At 69.5% G+C, this 15761-nt stretch carries 14 protein-coding genes; 12 read left to right on the top strand and 2 right to left on the bottom strand.

Annotated elements, in window-relative coordinates:
* Nucleotides 1-48: 48 nt before the first annotated feature.
* Nucleotides 49-759 carry a TetR/AcrR family transcriptional regulator C-terminal domain-containing protein gene (locus tag G5C66_RS22290; RefSeq protein WP_165113240.1) on the bottom strand — a complete coding sequence of 237 codons (711 nt, stop codon included), beginning with the start codon at nucleotides 757-759 and terminating at the stop codon, nucleotides 49-51.
* An 82-nt stretch (nucleotides 760-841) separates the two neighbouring features.
* Here G5C66_RS22290 and G5C66_RS22285 point away from each other — a divergent pair, with 82 nt between their 5' ends.
* From G5C66_RS22285 to G5C66_RS22235, 11 genes are all read left to right on the top strand, one after another.
* Complete coding sequence (locus tag G5C66_RS22285) at nucleotides 842-2023, top strand: FAD-dependent monooxygenase (protein WP_165113238.1); 1182 nt, start codon at nucleotides 842-844, stop codon at nucleotides 2021-2023.
* Nucleotides 2024-2152: 129 nt separating this feature from the next.
* Entirely contained in the window at nucleotides 2153-2323 is a 171-nt protein-coding gene (locus G5C66_RS22280; protein WP_165113236.1) for a hypothetical protein, read from the top strand.
* Nucleotides 2320-2625, top strand: coding sequence for a hypothetical protein (locus tag G5C66_RS22275; protein ID WP_165113234.1), 306 nt, complete (start codon nucleotides 2320-2322; stop codon nucleotides 2623-2625). The genes G5C66_RS22280 and G5C66_RS22275 overlap by 4 nt, the downstream gene beginning before the upstream one ends.
* Nucleotides 2622-4385: an alpha/beta hydrolase gene (locus tag G5C66_RS26960; RefSeq protein WP_165113232.1), complete on the top strand. Its 1764-nt coding sequence runs from the start codon at nucleotides 2622-2624 to the stop codon at nucleotides 4383-4385. The genes G5C66_RS22275 and G5C66_RS26960 overlap by 4 nt, the downstream gene beginning before the upstream one ends.
* 5 nt (nucleotides 4386-4390) lie before the next feature.
* Nucleotides 4391-4906, top strand: coding sequence for a hypothetical protein (locus G5C66_RS22265; RefSeq protein WP_165113230.1), 516 nt, complete (start codon nucleotides 4391-4393; stop codon nucleotides 4904-4906).
* A gap of 181 nt (nucleotides 4907-5087) precedes the next feature.
* Nucleotides 5088-6113, top strand: a complete 1026-nt coding sequence (gene mreB, locus G5C66_RS22260) for a rod shape-determining protein (protein WP_165113228.1) — start codon at nucleotides 5088-5090, stop codon at nucleotides 6111-6113.
* Nucleotide 6114: 1 nt separating this feature from the next.
* A complete protein-coding gene (mreC, locus tag G5C66_RS22255) occupies nucleotides 6115-7140 on the top strand; it encodes a rod shape-determining protein MreC (RefSeq protein ID WP_165113226.1) in 1026 nt (341 codons plus the stop codon).
* Nucleotides 7137-7679: a rod shape-determining protein MreD gene (mreD, locus tag G5C66_RS22250; RefSeq protein ID WP_165113224.1), complete on the top strand. Its 543-nt coding sequence runs from the start codon at nucleotides 7137-7139 to the stop codon at nucleotides 7677-7679. The genes mreC and mreD overlap by 4 nt, the downstream gene beginning before the upstream one ends.
* Before the next feature lies 1 nt (nucleotide 7680).
* The gene (gene mrdA / locus G5C66_RS22245) at nucleotides 7681-9768 is read left to right on the top strand and encodes a penicillin-binding protein 2 (protein ID WP_165113222.1); all 2088 of its coding nucleotides are present in this window, start codon (nucleotides 7681-7683) and stop codon (nucleotides 9766-9768) included.
* 11 nt (nucleotides 9769-9779) lie between these two features.
* Nucleotides 9780-11003 (top strand): rod shape-determining protein RodA, encoded by a 1224-nt coding sequence (rodA, locus tag G5C66_RS22240; protein ID WP_165113220.1) that lies wholly within the window; start codon nucleotides 9780-9782, stop codon nucleotides 11001-11003.
* Between the two features lie 93 nt (nucleotides 11004-11096).
* Nucleotides 11097-12779, top strand: coding sequence for a S8 family peptidase (locus G5C66_RS22235; protein ID WP_338144279.1), 1683 nt, complete (start codon nucleotides 11097-11099; stop codon nucleotides 12777-12779).
* 117 nt (nucleotides 12780-12896) lie between these two features.
* Here G5C66_RS22235 and G5C66_RS22230 read toward each other — a convergent pair whose 3' ends face one another.
* Nucleotides 12897-14165 carry an IS256 family transposase gene (locus G5C66_RS22230; protein WP_165113285.1) on the bottom strand — a complete coding sequence of 423 codons (1269 nt, stop codon included), beginning with the start codon at nucleotides 14163-14165 and terminating at the stop codon, nucleotides 12897-12899.
* Between the two features lie 350 nt (nucleotides 14166-14515).
* On the opposite strand from G5C66_RS22230, the gene G5C66_RS22225 reads away from it, so the two are divergent.
* The gene (locus tag G5C66_RS22225; RefSeq protein ID WP_206444444.1) at nucleotides 14516-15733 is read left to right on the top strand and encodes a S8 family serine peptidase; all 1218 of its coding nucleotides are present in this window, start codon (nucleotides 14516-14518) and stop codon (nucleotides 15731-15733) included.
* Nucleotides 15734-15761: the final 28 nt, after the last annotated feature.

The following is a 15761-nucleotide window of genomic DNA, read 5'->3' as shown; positions in this document are numbered from 1 at the left end:
CCCTGAACCTCTGAGATCGCGCCGGTAGGTGGCTACCGGCGCGATCTGTCATTTCGGGTCCGAGGGCGACCGCCGCCAAGAGATGAGCGAGGCGACGCCGTCGAGGATCCGCTCGATCCCGTAGCCGAGCGCGTTGTCCTGGGCCCCTGACTCTCCCGTCTCCGAGAAGGCCGCCACGGTGTGGGGGAACCGGGAGCCGTGCGTCTCCATGATCGGCGCCAGCGCGGCCGCGAGCGACGCCTCCGGGTCGGCCGAGACCGCGGCCTGGCGCACGCTGGAATTCACCTGGTTGCTCAGCAGGGCGAGGGTGTCGAGGCGCTCGGCGCCGGTGAGCGGCGTGGTCGCCAGAGCGGCGAGGCCGGCCTCGAACCAGCTCATCTCCTGCGGGCCCGGCACGGTGCGGGTCACGACCAGCTCCGTCGTCCACGGATGGCGCGTCATCCGCTCGTGAAGCGTGCGTGCCCAGACGCCGATGCGCTCTCGCCAGTTGTCGCCGTCCGTCTCCGGCGCCTTGCCCAGCGCGCTGTCGAGCATCAGCGCGATGAGCTCCGGCTTGCCCCGGACGTGGCGGTAGAGCGCCATCTTCGCGGCGCCGAGCTCGTCGGCGACCCGTTGCATGGTCACCGCGGCGACGCCGTCGGCGTCGGCGACCGCGATCCCGGCCGCCACGACGTCCTCGACCGACAGCTTGGGCCGCGGGCCACGTTTCCGGGCCGGGGCAGGGGCGGGCCAGAGGGCGTCCGTCACGCCGTCGCTCATCGAGATCCTCCTCCGCGGCTTGTCATTGCGTCCAACGTACGCTAATTTAATTGCGTCCGATGGACGCTAATTAGGAGCAGCAATGAAGGTACTCGTCTCAGGCGCGAGCATCGCCGGCCCGGCGCTGGCCATGTGGCTCGTCCGCAACGGCGTCGACGTCACCGTCGTCGAGAAGGCGCCGGACATCCGGCCCGGCGGCCAGGCGGTCGACTTCAAGGGCCCGACCCACCGCACGGTCCTCGAGCGCATGGGCGTGTGGGGCGACCTGGTCGCCGCCCAGACGGCGAGGTCTGACGTACGCCTCATCGACGCGCGCGAGCGCGTCAAGGCCGTGATGCCGGGGGAGTTCCTCGGCGGTGACCTGGAGATCCGCCGCGGCGACCTCGCCCGGATCCTGCACCAGCACGCCGCGCCCCATGCCGACTTCGTCTTCGGTGACGAGATCGTCGGCCTCACCGAGACGGCCGACGGCGTCACCGTCGCCTTCGCCCATCGGCCGACCGAGCGCTTCGACCTGGTGGTCGGCGCGGACGGCATCCACTCGGCAGTCCGGGCGCTCGCCTTCGGTCCCGAGGAGGCCCACCTGGAACAGCTCGGTCACTACTACGCCGTGGCCGATGCCGAGGTGCCGTCGAACGGCGAGGTGAGGGACCTGGCGGACGGGCGCGCGATCCAGTACGGCTACAACGAGCCCGGCCGCTACGCCGTTCTGGGCGACACGAAGGCACCGCTCTTCTTCGTCTTCCGCGCCGACCAGGCGGCCTACGACCGTCGTGATCCCGACTCCCAGAAGGAGTTCCTGGCTCAGCACATGGCGGGCATGGGGTGGCGCGTGCCGGAGATGGTGAGGGCGGCGGTCGACGCCCCGGAGTTCTACCTGGACGCCATTGCCCGGACCAGGATGACGTCGTTCACCCGTGGCCGGGTCGCGCTGCTCGGTGACGCCGGGTACGCGAACACTCTAGGCGGTTTCGGCACCGGGCTGGCGGTCGTCGGTGCCTACGTCCTGGCGGGAGAGCTGGAGGCGGCTCGCGGCGACCACGCGGCCGCGTTCGCCGCGTACGACCGGAGGATGGGGCCGTTGTCCAAGGTCGCCCGCCGGGCCAACGCCGGCCCGTTCCTGGCTCCGCCCTCGGCGCTTCGGATCAGGATGCGCGACCTGATCTTCGCCAGCGGTCCGCTCTTCCGCGGGATGATGCGCCTGACCGAGGCGTTCGCGACCGACCCCGGCCTGCCGGACTACCGCTTCCGCGTGTCCGCCTGATCTGGGCACAGAACAATCTGCGTCTTCCGGACGCCTTTTCTTCGCCGTGACGTCCCGAAATCCTCCCCAGGGTGGCGAAAAAGTCGTATAGATGTGTTTGCGGTCATTTGACGAAAGGGGGAGTCGATGATGAGCCACGCGCACGAGAACTCACAGGGCCGGCCGGGCGGGTTGGCCCGCGGCAGGGTCAAGGATCCGTTCTGGGCCGCGGTGCAGCGCCGCCACCCGGAGATCGACATCGTCCTGCTGCCGCCCGAGGAGCAGTCCGGCACAGATCGTGCGGACGGTGAGCGGCGATGACGCTCCAGGCGGACCCGGCGAAGGTGGGTTCGACCGCGGTCCGGTGGGACGACTACCACCTCGACCTCGAGGCCATCGCCGACAAGCTCGGCGGCCTCTCGACCTCGTGCTTCACCCCGGCCGTGAAGGCGCCGGCCGACACCTTCGCCCACACCTGGGAGGTCATCGCCAAGGACGAGGGCACCGCCGCCGAGGCTCTCGCCGACGGCCTGCGGAAGGCGCTCGAAGGGATCACGGCCGGCGACCACCTCTCGAGCGTGGAGGCGATGCTCGTCCAGAACGCACTGGAGGAGACTCGGTGACGACCGTGACGCTGCCGCCGCGTCCGGTCGCTCCGCCGGAGTTCAAGGCCGACCCGGCGGGCGTCAACGCCTTCGGGACGGCGCTGCGCGACTCCTCGGCCTCCTTCGACGACCTCGGGACCTACGGCGGCTCCTCGGCGAGCGACAGCGGGTTGAAGGGCGAGTCCGGGTCGGCGTACGCCGCCGATGCCCGCAGCCTCGGCCACCGCAACGACGCGCTCTCCCTGGGGCTGAGGGCGGTCGCGACGGCGGTGATGGCGCATGCCGACGAGCTCGAGTCGCTGCAGCGTGCGGCGAACGACCTCAGATACTGGTACGAGGAGCTCCTGGCGATCGTCGTCGACCTGGAGCGACGCGGCCGGGAGATCCCGGCGGACGAGGTGGACGCCTTCGCGCAGCAGTGCGCGAGCGTCACCGAGCAGGTCAAGGCCCACGACCGTGACGTCGAGGCCTGGCAGCGCGACCTGGAACGTGCCGAGCAGGAGGTCATCCGAGCCTTCGCGAAGGCGGCGACTGCGGAGAAGGTCGAGGCCGCCTACGAGGGCGTCACCGACCCCGCCGACGCGGCCATCGCGGACAAGCCGGGCTCCGGGGCCTCTCCCGAGGAGGTCAACGACTGGTGGAACGGGCTGAGCGACGAGGAGCGGCAGGCGGTCATCGCCGCCTATCCGGAGGAGATCGGCAACCTCGACGGCGTCCCGGCCTGGGCTCGGAGCGAGGCGAACAACCGTCAGCTCAACCGTGACCTCGACCGGATCGAGCAGATCCCGGCGGACAACCGGACCGACGACGAGCACACCCGCTACGAGAACGCGGTGCAGGCGTCGATGGCGCTCGACCGGGTCCGCAACGCGACGGACCCCCGCACGGGCGAGCACTACGTGCCGCAGCTCTACCTCTACGACCCGCTCGCCTTCGACGGCGACGGCGCGGTCGCCGTCTCGGTCGGCGACCTCGACACCGCGGAGAACGTGTCCGTCACGGTTCCCGGCTTCGGCACCGACGCCGCGGACATCGACGGCAACACCCAGAAGGCGATCAACGTCCAGCAGGCCGCGTCCGAGGCGGGCGGCACGAGCACGGCCTCGCTGATCTGGATCGGCTACGACGCTCCGGACAACCTCACCGGTGACGCCGCCGCCGTCACCAACGAATACCTGGCCAAGAAGGGCGGCGAACGGCTGGCCGACACCCTCGACGGCCTGAACGCGATGCGGTCCGACGACTTCCATCTCACCGCGATCGGCCACAGCTACGGTTCCACCACCACGGCGCACGCGCTGACCGACCACGACGTGGACGTCGACGACGCGGTCCTGCTGGGCAGCCCGGGCGCCGGTGGCGGCGTCGAGCACGCTGACGAGCTCGGGGTGAACAACGACGTCTGGGTGGGCGCCAACTCGCGTGACCCGGTGGCCGCCCTGGCCGACAACGGGTGGGTCGGCGGCTGGCTGGCGGCGGGAGGCGGGCTCGGCAACGATCCCGCCGAGGACGACTTCGGGGCCAACCGCTTCCAGGCGGAGGACGTCGACCGTGGTGACTACGTCCGCACCTTCCCCCAGCACACCAGCTACTTCGACCACGACACGGAGTCGCTCTACAACATCGCCCGGGTCGTGAACGGCGACTACGACGACGTGGAGCGGGCCGACCACACGTACGATCCCTGGAACAAGGGACCACAGGACCCGGAGGCGGACCGCACCCCGACGAGTCCCGACACCGACGGTGACGGTGACGTCGACACGAAGGATGACTGACCTCGATGACAAGCTTCACCCAAGGCGTACGCCGGGCGGCGGCCATCCTGGCCGCGCTCGGGTCGCTGGCGGGACTGACGGGCTGTGGAGATGACGTGGACGCCAAGATCGACCAGCTGAGGACGCAGCGCACCGAGGTACGCGCCTGGGCGACGGAGCTGCTGACCGAGATCACCGAGGCGAAGGCCGGTGAGGTCACCTGGACGGGCACCGAGTGGCCCGACACCGACCACGAGACGGTCCGGGAGAAGGCGACGGCGCGGACGTACGCCGTGCTCGCCGACCTGGACATCACCTCGTTCGACGCCGTGGCCGAGGCGATACCCGACGCCCGGGTCGAGACGCCGGGGTCGAGCCTCCGGGTCGAGAAGGGGAGCCAGACCGCGGTCTTCGAGGTGGCCTCCCACAGCGACACCGCGGGCCGGCTGACGGTGACCGGAGCGAGCGTCGAGATCAGCACCCGCGACTTCGCGGGCTCGGGTGTCTACGATCGCCGGGACGACTTTCCCTGGCCTCCGTGAGCCGTTCCGCAACGCCCGGTGAACACAGGCATCCCCGGGGTCGGCGCCCTGGGCACACCCCGTATCGTTGCGGTTTCGGCGAGCCTCTCCGCTTTGGGGCTCGGACCTTCGTAGCCTCGTCGGCAGGCCCGCATCCTGCAGCACAGAGCCCCGACGCGGCGCCCCGGGAACGCGAGGACGTATGGCGAGCATCATTGGACGTGACATGGCGGTGGACCTCGGCACCGCAAACACACTCGTCTACGTCCGCGGCAAGGGCGTCCTCGTCGATGAGCCGAGTGTGGTCGCGCTCAACAAGAACACCGGCGAGATGGTCGCCGTCGGCCATGAGGCCAAGAAGATGCTGGGACGTACGCCCGACGACATCGTGGCCCTGCGGCCGCTCAAGGACGGCGTGATCGCCGACTTCGAGGCGACCGAGCAGATGCTGCGCTACTTCATCCAGCAGGTGCACCGGCGCCGCTACTTCGCCAAGCCGCGGATGGTCATCTGCGTCCCGTCCGGGATCACCGCGGTCGAGATCCGCGCGGTGAAGGAGGCCGGCTACCAGTCCGGCGCGCGGATGGTGAACATCATCGAGGAGCCGATGGCGGCCGCGATCGGCGCCGGGCTCCCGGTGCACATGCCGACCGGCAACATGGTCGTCGACATCGGCGGCGGCACCACCGAGGTCGCGGTGATCAGCCTCGGCGGCATCGTGACGAGCCAGTCGATCCGGACCGCCGGCCACCAGCTCGACAACGCGATCATGACCTGGCTCAAGAAGGAGCACGCGCTGCTCCTGGGCGAGCGCACCGCCGAGGAGGTCAAGATGACCCTCGGCTCGGTCTGGCCGCTGCCCAACGAGCCCGAGGCCGAGATCCGCGGACGTGACCTGGTCAGCGGCCTGCCACGCACCGTCACGGTCTCGAGCGCCGAGGTGCGCAAGGCGATCGAGGAGCCGCTCCACGACATCTTCGACGCGGTCCGGTCCACGCTCGACCAGACCCCGCCCGAGCTGGCCGGCGACATCATGGACCGCGGCATCGTCCTCACCGGCGGTGGCGCCCTCCTCCGCGGCCTCGACGAGCGCCTGCGCCACGAGACCGGCATGCCCGTCCACATCGCCGAGTCGCCGCTGACCTCGGTCGCGATGGGCGCCGGCCGCTGCGTCGAGGACTACGACGTGCTCCGCCCCGTCCTGGTCAACGAGAACAGGAGATGGTGACGTGTCGTTGCTGAGCCCCCGCCCCAGCGAACGTCTGCGCAAAGGGCTGGAACAGCGCAAGGGCCCCAAACCCATGGTCCGTACGCCTCGGGAGAGGCTCAACCGGCGAGGCAGCCTCGAGACCAGTGCCGGCGGCGGTGGCCCGAAGCGGTCCTGGCTGATCGCGCTGATCCTGTGCTGCGCGACCCTGGCCACGCTCGACCAGACCCCCGTCCTGGAGCCCGCTCGCACCGCGGTCGGCGAGGTGCTCTCCCCGCTGGAGACCGGCGCGGCGATGGTCGCCCGCCCGTTCACCGGGGTCCCGGAGTGGTTCGACAGCCGTGACGACCTCCGCGACCGGATCGCCAAGCTCGAGGCGGAGAACTCCACGCTCCGCCGCCGGGTCGAGGTCACCGACTACGGCCGGTCCAAGCTCGCAGAGTACGAGTCGATCACCCGCGCCGCCGAGGACCTCGGCTACTCCCTGGTGCCGGCCCGGGTCACCGCCTACGGCCCCGCCCAGACCTTCAACCGCACCGTCACCATCGACGCCGGCAGCGCCGCCGGGGTCAGGTCCGACATGTCGGTCGTGACCGGAGACGGCCTGGTCGGCCGGGTCCTGCGGGTCACCAAGACCAGCGCCACCGTCCTGCTGATCGTCGACGCCGCCTCGGTCGTCGGCGGCCGCGTCGGCGGCGCCGACCGCAGCGGCAGGAAGTCCGGTCAGGTCGGCATGGTCCGGGGCTCCGGCGTGGTCGCGAGCCGCTCCGACGCCGGCCTGCTGTCCCTCGACCTCATCGACCAGACCGCCGCCCCGCTCAAGGGCGAGACCGTGATCACCTGGGGTGACGGCCGGGCCGCTCCGTACGTCTCCGGGCTGCCGATCGGCGAGGTCACCGACACCTTCGAGAGCGTCCGGGACTCCTCGCGGACGGTGCGGATCAAGCCGTACGTCGACTTCGGCTCGCTCGACGTCGTCGGTGTGGTCGTGCCCAACGGCACGATGAGCGACCGTGCCGTGGTCACGCCGGAAGGGGAGCTGCGATGAGTGACATGGAAGCCCGCGCGTCCGGTGCCGCACCGGTGCTGCGCAACGTCCTGGTCGGCCTGCTGGTGGTGATCGCGATCGTCCTCCAGCTGAGCGTGGCGCCGGCCTTCGCGATCCGCGGCATCACCCCCGACCTGGCCCTCCTGGTCGTCCTCGCGGTCGCGCTCACCCGTGGTGGGCAGGCCGGGATGGTGACGGGGTTCGCCGCCGGCGTACTCCTCGATCTGGCGCCGCCCGCCGACCACACCGCCGGCCGGTGGGCGCTCGCGCTGCTGATCGTCGGCTACGTCGCCGGCCGCGTACGCGAGGGCAGCATCGCCCACCACAGCCAGTCCCGTCCCAACGCGATGACGGTGATGGCCACGGTCGCCACCTGCGCGTTCATCGGGGTGAGCATCTTCGCGGTCAGCGGCCTGATCCTCGGTGAGGCGCCGCTGACCCTGCTGCCGACGGTGGCGATCAGTGTCGGCTACGACCTGCTGCTGGCCCCGCTGCTGATCCCGGCGCTGTTCTGGCTGATCGGGAAGGGGGATCTCTGAGATGGCTCGGAGTCGACTCCCCACCGCCCAGGTCAGCCGGCTGCGGCTGATCGTGATCCAGGCGCTGGTCTTCTCGCTGCTGGCCACGCTCGGGGTGCGGCTCTTCTACCTGCAGGTGCGCCACGGCGACGCCTACCAGGCGGCCGCCGCCTCGCAGTCGAAGCGGGAGATCGTGCGCCAGCCGGTGCGCGGCATCATCGTCGACGCCCAGGGCCGACCGATGGTGACCAACCGCTCGGCCTGGGTGGTCAGCCTCGACCAGAGCGTGCTCGACGGGCTCGAGGACGACGACCGCAAGACGCTGATGCAGCGGGTCGCCAAGGCCGTCGACGTGTCCCCGAAGAAGCAGAACGAGGCGATCGCCAACTGGTCCGGCACCCGCTACCAGCCGGTGCCGATCGCCACCGACGTCTCCGAGTCGACCGCGCTGCGCATCCTCGAGCAACCCGAGGACTTCCCCGGGGTCGTGGCCGAGAAGCAGACGCTGCGCTCCTACCCGAGCCCCTACGGCATCAACGCCGCCGGCGTGCTCGGCTATCTCTCCCCGATCACCGAGGACGAGTACGACAGCGCCAGGGAGCGCGGCGACGAGTCGCTCAACAACACCTCGATGGTGGGACGGTCCGGGGTCGAGAAGGAGTACGACCAGTGGCTGCGCGGCATGCCCGGCTACGACACCGTCACCGTCGACTCCCTCGGCCGTGAGATCGGCCGCGGCGACTCGGTGGCCTCCCAGCCCGGCGACACGCTGGTGACCAGCATCGACGCCAAGGTGCAGGGCCGCGCCGAGAAGCTGCTGGCCGAGTCGATCGAGACCGCGCGCGGCACCTTCGACAAGATCACCGGCCGCAACTTCGAGGCCGACTCCGGATCGGTCGTGATCATGGAGGCGCAGACCGGCCGGCTGGTCGCGATGGCCAACCAGCCGACGTACGACCCCGAGGAGTGGGTCGGCGGCATCACCCAGAAGCAGCTCGACCGGCTCTACTCCGAGAAGGCGGGCTACCCGCTGCTGCCGCGAGCGACGCAGGGCCAGTTCGCGCCGGGGTCGACGTGGAAGCCGTTCATGACGGTCGGTGCGCTCAACAACGGCTACAGCCGCGACAGCCGCCTCGACTGCTCCAGCGGCCTCCAGGTCGGCAACCGCTGGTTCAAGAACTACGAGTCGGCCCCCTACGGCTACATCGACTTCGCCAAGGCGCTCGAGGTCTCCTGCAACACCTTCTTCTACCGGGTCGCGGTCGACTACTGGAGGAAGTACGGCTCGAACCCGGCCAACGTCAACGCCAAGGACCCGCTGGTCGAGACCGCCAAGGCGTTCGGCTTCGGCAAGCGCACCGGCATCGACCTGCCCGGCGAGTCGGCGGGCCGGATCGCGGACCGGAAGTGGAAGGCCGAGTACTACGAGGCCATGAAGGACTACTACTGCCGGATGGACGAGAAGAAGAACGCACCGTCCTCGTTCCTGCAGCTGTTCGCCCACGAGTTCTGCATCGAGGGCAACTACTACCGCACCGGCGACGCGGTGAACTTCTCGATCGGCCAGGGCGACACGATGGTCACCCCGATCCAGCTCGCCCGCGCCTACGCGTCGCTGGCCAACGGCGGCACCCTCTACGAGCCCCGCATCGGCAAGGCGGTCGTCAGCGGCGACGGCACCGTGATCGAGAAGATCGACCCGAAGGTCGCCGGCAAGGTCAAGATGTCGCCGCGGAGCATCGACTACGTCAACGAGGCGCTGCTCGGCACCACGCGCACCGGCACCCTGGCCTGGAAGTTCGGCGGGTTCCCGCTCGACGAGGTGAAGGTGCGCGGCAAGACCGGCACCGCCGAGGTCACCGGCAAGCAGACGACCGGCTGGGTGGCGACGTACAACAAGAAGTACGTCATCATCATGACGATCTCCCAGGGCGGCACCGGCTCGGGTGCCGTGGGTGACTCCGTACGCAAGCTGTGGGAGGCGCTCTACGGGATCGAGGAGGGTGGCGCCGTGGTCCGGCCCGACAAGGCCGCGATCAAGGGCATCGACCCGCCGAAGAACCTGCCGGTGTTCGGCGCCGACGGCTCGATCGTCGCGCCCAAGGACTAGCGGGGACAGCCATGAAGAACGACGTGATGGCCTTCGTACGCCGTATCGACCTCGTCCTCCTCGGCGCGGTGCTGCTCCTGGTGGGACTGTCGGTGCTGCTGGTCTGGTCCGCGACCATCCACCGGGACGCGCTCACCGGCGGCGACACGACCGCCTACCTGCGTAAGCAGGCGATCAACGTGGCTGCGGGGCTGGTGCTGATGGTGGGCGTGGTCGCCACCAACCACCGCTGGGTCCGGCTGCTGACGCCGGTGGTCTACGTGGGCGCGGTGATCGGGCTCGTGCTGGTGCTCGTGATGGGCTCGACCGTCAACGGCTCGAAGTCGTGGGTGGTCCTGGGGCCGGTGCAGGTCCAGCCCTCGGAGCTGGCCAAGCTGGCCGTCGTCATCGCGATGGCACTGGTCCTCGCCGAGCGCAGCGAGGGTCGCTGGCAGGCGCGGGTCTCGCTGGGCGACGTGGTCGCGATGATCCTGGTCGCGGCGGTGCCGATCGTCCTGGTCCTGCTCCAGCCCGACCTCGGCACCACGCTGGTTCTCGGGGTGACGGTCTTCTGTGTTCTCGCGGCCGCAGGGACGCCGAGGCGATGGCTGGCATTGCTGGCGCTCTCCGGCATCGCGGCCGCTACGACGGTGGTCGCGACCGGGGTGCTGAAGCAGTACCAGATCAACCGGTTCATGGCGTTCACCGACCCGTCGCTGGACCCGCGTGGCGCGGGCTACAACGTGCAGCAGGCCCGGATCGCGATCGGCGACGGCGGGATCTTCGGCCAAGGGCTGTTCCAGGGGTCGCAGGTCCGGGCGGGCTTCGTCCCCGAGCAGCAGACCGACTTCATCTTCACGGTCGTGGGGGAGGAGCTCGGGCTGGTCGGCTCGCTGCTGGTGATCGGGCTGATCGGGGTCGTGCTGTGGCGCGGGCTGCGGATCGCGGCGCGCACCGACGACCTCTTCGGACGCGTCGCGGCGGCCGGGATCGTGTGCTGGCTCGGCATCCAGAGCTTCCAGAACATCGGCATGTGCCTGGGCATCATGCCGGTCACCGGCGTACCGCTGCCGTTCCTCTCCTACGGCGGCTCCTCGATGATCGCGGTGCTGTTGGCAGTGGGTCTGCTACTCGGTATCTCGGGCCGCTCGCGACGCACCGGTCTGGACCGGTCCGGACCACTTCAGGACCTCCGCTCGCGCGACCGCCTGCAGGTTGCTGCAGTGCGAAAAGATGTCGCGTTTCATCGTCAGTAAACTCGATTACGTTCCCTCCCGGTTGCCCCACAGGGCATCTGTGACCCCTTGCAGCCCTCATCCCGAGGCTGCTTGACGACGGGAGCAGTAATCGTGAACCGACCCCACACCATGCGGCGCCTCGGCGCACTCGCGGCGGCGACGGTGACCGCCGTCGGCGCTGCCGGCACCATCCTGGCCATGTCCGGTCCCGCCGGCGCAGCCGACAGCCCGGCACCGCTGATCGGTGCCGAGAAGTCGACGGCCATCGACAATTCCTACATCGTCGTGATGAAGGGCAGCGGCTCGGCGGCCAAGGCCAACGCCGCCGACGCCCGCGCGCTCGCCAAGGAGAAGGGCGGCTCGGTGAAGTACGCCTACGACAAGGCGATCACCGGGTTCTCCGCCACGCTCGACGCCGACGCGCTCGACGCGCTTCGCAACGACCCCGATGTCGACTACATCGAGGCCAACCAGGTCGTGAAGGCCAGCGGCGACCAGGCCAACCCCACCTGGGGCCTCAACCGGATCGACCAGCGCAACCTCCCGCTGAACTCGAACTACCACTACGACTACACCGGTTCGGGGGTGAAGGCCTACATCATCGACACCGGCATCCGGTCCGCGCACGCCGACTTCGGCGGCCGCGTCACCTCGGGCTACACCGCGATCGGGTCCTCCACCGAGGACGAGAACGGGCACGGCACCCACGTCGCCGGCACCGTCGGCGGGTCGACGTACGGCGTCGCCAAGAACGTCACGCTCGTGCCCGTCCGCGTGCTCGACGCCTCCGGCTCCGGCACCACCGCCGGTGTGATCGCCGGTGTGAACTGGGTGACCTCCAACCACACCTCCGGTCCCGCGGTCGCCAACATGTCCCTCGGCGGCGGGGTCTCCTCGACCCTCGACTCCGCGGTCAACAACTCGATCGCCGACGGCGTCACCTACGCCGTGGCGGCGGGCAACGACTCCGGTGCCGACGCGTGCAACGGCTCGCCGGCTCGCGTCGCGGGTGCCCTGACCGTCGGCTCGACGACCAACACCGACGCTCGGTCGAGCTTCTCCAACATCGGCTCGTGCCTCGACCTGTTCGCCCCGGGCTCCTCGATCACCTCGGCGTGGCACACCTCCAACACCGCGACCAACACCATCTCCGGTACGTCGATGGCGACCCCGCACGTCGCCGGTGTGGCGGCGCTCTACCTGCAGGCGAACCCGACGGCCTCGCCGTCGTCGGTCTCCTCCGCGATCGTCTCCAACGCCACCTCCGGCGTGGTCACCTCGCCCGGCACCGGCTCGCCCAACCGCCTGCTGTACTCCCTGTGGAGCGGTGGCACCGACCCGACGGAGCCGCCGACGACCGGCAACCTGCTGAAGAACCCGGGCTTCGAGTCGGGCGCGACCGGCTGGTCCGCCTCCTCGGGAGTGATCGACAACTCGACCTCCGCCCCGGCGCGTACGGGCTCCTACAAGGCGTGGCTGAACGGCTACGGCTCCTCCCACACCGACACGCTCTCGCAGTCGGTCGCCCTGCCCACGACCGGCAAGACCCTGTCGTTCTACCTGCGGGTGATCACCAACGAGACGACCACCTCGACGGCCTACGACAAGCTGACCGTCAAGATCGGCTCGACGACCCTGGCGACCTACTCCAACCTGAACGCGAGCTCCTCGTACTCGTTGAAGTCGTTCTCCCTGGGCGCCTACGCCGGTAGCACCGTCACGCTGACGTTCACCGGCACCGAGGACTCCTCGCTCGGGACCAGCTTCCTGATCGACGACACCTCGATCGCCTGATCTGACCGATCAGCATCGGCTCCACCGGGCCGTCCGTGCAACACGGGCGGCCCGGTGTGCTGTTGAAAGGAGGTCTTTCCCGGGGTCTGTCTTCCCGACTGTGTTCTTCGGTCTGACTTAGTTAGGGCCTAGGCGGTCGCCGTAGGCCACGGTCAGTTCGTTCAGGATGGTAGTCCAGTTGTTGATCCTTCCGGTCGGGTTCGGGCGGTTCTTCTCGCGCTGATAGATGGTGAGGAAGAGGACCTTCATGGCCGCGTCGACGTCCGGGAACGAGCCCCGGCGGCGCACCGCGGCACGAAAGCGGGCGTTGAGCGACTCGATCCCGTTGGTCGTGTAGATCAGCTTGCGGACCTCGGGCTGGTAGTCGAGGAACGGCACGAACTCCTCCCACGAGTTGCGCCACAACCGGATCAGGGCCGGGTACTTGATCCCCCAGCGTTCCTCGAACGCATCGAACTCGACCACGGCCGCCTCCGGCGTGGGACTGGTGTAGACGACCTTGAGGTCGGCGGCGACCTGCTTCCAGTCCCGACGTTGGGTATAGCGCAGGCTGTTGCGAATCAGGTGGACCACACACGTCTGCACCTCGGCGTCGGGCCAGGTCGTCCGGATCGCGTCGGGGAGCCCCTTCAGGCCGTCGCAGCACACGATGCACACATCCGCGACGCCACGGTTGCGCAGGTCGGACAGCATGTTCATCCACTGCTTGGCGCCCTCGCCGCCGGTGGGGCCGATCCACATCCCGAGCACGTCGCGGAAGCCGTCGAGGTTGATCCCGACCGCGACGTAGACCGGCCGGTTCCCGACCGTCCCTTCCCGGATCTTGAGGTGGATCGCGTCGATGAGGACCACCGGATAGACGCGTTCGAGTGGCCGGGTCTTCCACGACTGCAGATCCGCGGTCACAGCGTCGGTGACCCGTGAGACCAGGCCGCGGGAAATCTCGGTGTCGTAGACCTCGGCCAGATGGTTGGCGATGTCCCCGGTGGTCATCCCCTTCGCGTACAAGGAGATCACCGCCTCGTCGAACCCCGACAGGCGTTTTTGGCGTTTGGCCACGATCGCCGGCTCGAAGCTCCCTTCCCGATCCCGCGGGACCTGGACGGTGACCTCACCCACCTCGGTCCGGACCCTCTTCGGATATGACCCGTTCCGCACGTTCACCGCGCGTCCCGGCCGATCCATCTCAGGACCGCCCTGGCCGGCTTGGCCTGCTGGATCGCCGGTGCGCTCGTACCGATTCCGACCGAGATGATCGGCCATCTCAGCCTCGAGCGCCGACTGCAACACCTTCTGCGTCAACGCGGTCAACAACCCCTCGTTCCCGGTCAGCTGGACCCCATGGCCCCGAGCCGACTCCACGAGCTCCTCGGCCAGCCGGGACATGTCCAACCCGTCCAGGCCAGCAGACCCGGCAGCATCGCCACCCGCCTCAAGCGAGACTTCCTCCGTCATGTGCGTGATCGTCCTTCCGCCCCGACCTCAAGCCGGGACACCACGCCAGACCGCTAAGAACACAATCCACGCGACAGACCCCTTTCCCGCCCTGTTTATGTGCTGTTTATGGGTGTTCACCTTGGGTGTCTGCACCTTGCTGCAATGCGAAGAGTTGGGTCGTTACGGGTTCGACGTAACGTGATTACGTGGTGTGCCGAACGCTTCGGGCTGCGGCCACAGGGAGGGCGCAGGGCGTTCGTCTCGGCCCTACAGGGCCGTACGATGACGGGAGTCAGTTCGTGAACCGAACCATGAAGAACCGGGCCTACAAGGCACCGGCAGTCATCTCCGCCGTGGCTGTGGGAGCAGCAGCATCGGCGATCGCCTTCACCGTCCCGGCCGGCGCCGCGGACAGTCCGGCGCCGCTGCGCGGTGCGGAGGCCTCGACCGCGATCGAGGGTGAGTACATCGTGGTGATGAAGAAGCAGGGCAGCAGCGACGTCGCGAGGTCCGAGGCCAAGTCGGTACGCAGCGACGCCCGCGCCGCCGGCGGCGACGTCCGCGAGGTCTTCAACACCGCGTTCAACGGCTTCTCGGCCGAGCTCGACAAGGACGCGCTCGCCGAGGTCCGCGACAACCCGGACGTCGCCTACGTGCAGGCCAACCACCGCTACACCACCCAGGGCGACCAGGCGGACCCGACCTGGGGCCTCGACCGCATCGACCAGGCCGCACTGCCGCTCGACAAGAACTACCACTACGAGCAGACCGGCAAGGGCGTGACCGCCTACATCATCGACACCGGCGTCGCGACCGACCACTCGGAGTTCAGCGGCCGGATCGGCGAGGGCTTCGACGCCGTCGACGGTGACACCGACCCGGCCGACGGCAACGGCCACGGCACCCACGTCGCGGGCACCGTCGCGGGCACCACCTACGGCGTCGCCAAGGAGGCCACCATCGTGCCGGTCCGCGTCCTCGACGACCAGGGCTCCGGCACCACCGAGGGCGTCGTCGCCGGTATCGAGTGGGTCACCGAGAACCACACCGACGGCCCGGCCGTCGCCAACATGTCGCTCGGTGGCGGCAACGACCCGGCTCTCGACGCGGCCGTCCAGGCCTCGATCGCCGACGGCGTGACCTACGCCGTCGCGGCCGGCAACGAGAGCGCCGACGCCTGCGGCTCCTCGCCCGCCGCCGTCCCGGAGGCGATCACCGTCGGTGCCACCGACGACGCCGACGCCGCCGCCGACTTCTCCAACACCGGTGAGTGCCTCGACCTCTTCGCCCCGGGCGTCGACATCACCTCGGCCTGGAACGACGGCTCGACCAACACCATCTCCGGTACGTCGATGGCGACCCCCCACGTCGCCGGTGCCGCCGCGCTCTTCCTCGAGGCGAACCCCTCGGCCACCCCGGCCGACGTCGCCACGGGCCTGACCGGCGCCGCCATCCCCGACGTGGTCACCAACCCGGGCACCGGTTCCCCGAACCTGCTGCTCACCACGGTGTTCTGAGCTGACGCTCTGAGCTGAGTCGTTGGGG

It is taken from the genome of Nocardioides turkmenicus (assembly GCF_011045035.1).
Lineage (GTDB): Bacteria > Actinomycetota > Actinomycetes > Propionibacteriales > Nocardioidaceae > Nocardioides > Nocardioides turkmenicus.
The sequence above is the reverse complement of the archived record's forward strand: the minus strand, read 5'-3'. Positions and strand labels throughout refer to the sequence as shown.

What these genes read in the sequence shown, in the direction of transcription:
- G5C66_RS22290 (WP_165113240.1), bottom strand. Translation starts at nt 759, where the DNA reads ATGAGCGACGGCGTGACGGACGCCCTCTGGCCCGCCCCTGCCCCGGCC.
- G5C66_RS22285 (WP_165113238.1), top strand. Translation starts at nt 842, where the DNA reads ATGAAGGTACTCGTCTCAGGCGCGAGCATCGCCGGCCCGGCGCTGGCC.
- G5C66_RS22280 (WP_165113236.1), top strand. Translation starts at nt 2,153, where the DNA reads ATGAGCCACGCGCACGAGAACTCACAGGGCCGGCCGGGCGGGTTGGCC.
- G5C66_RS22275 (WP_165113234.1), top strand. Translation starts at nt 2,320, where the DNA reads ATGACGCTCCAGGCGGACCCGGCGAAGGTGGGTTCGACCGCGGTCCGG.
- G5C66_RS22265 (WP_165113230.1), top strand. Translation starts at nt 4,391, where the DNA reads ATGACAAGCTTCACCCAAGGCGTACGCCGGGCGGCGGCCATCCTGGCC.
- mreB (WP_165113228.1), top strand. Translation starts at nt 5,088, where the DNA reads ATGGCGAGCATCATTGGACGTGACATGGCGGTGGACCTCGGCACCGCA.
- mreD (WP_165113224.1), top strand. Translation starts at nt 7,137, where the DNA reads ATGAGTGACATGGAAGCCCGCGCGTCCGGTGCCGCACCGGTGCTGCGC.
- mrdA (WP_165113222.1), top strand. Translation starts at nt 7,681, where the DNA reads ATGGCTCGGAGTCGACTCCCCACCGCCCAGGTCAGCCGGCTGCGGCTG.
- rodA (WP_165113220.1), top strand. Translation starts at nt 9,780, where the DNA reads ATGAAGAACGACGTGATGGCCTTCGTACGCCGTATCGACCTCGTCCTC.
- G5C66_RS22230 (WP_165113285.1), bottom strand. Translation starts at nt 14,165, where the DNA reads ATGTCCCGGCTGGCCGAGGAGCTCGTGGAGTCGGCTCGGGGCCATGGG.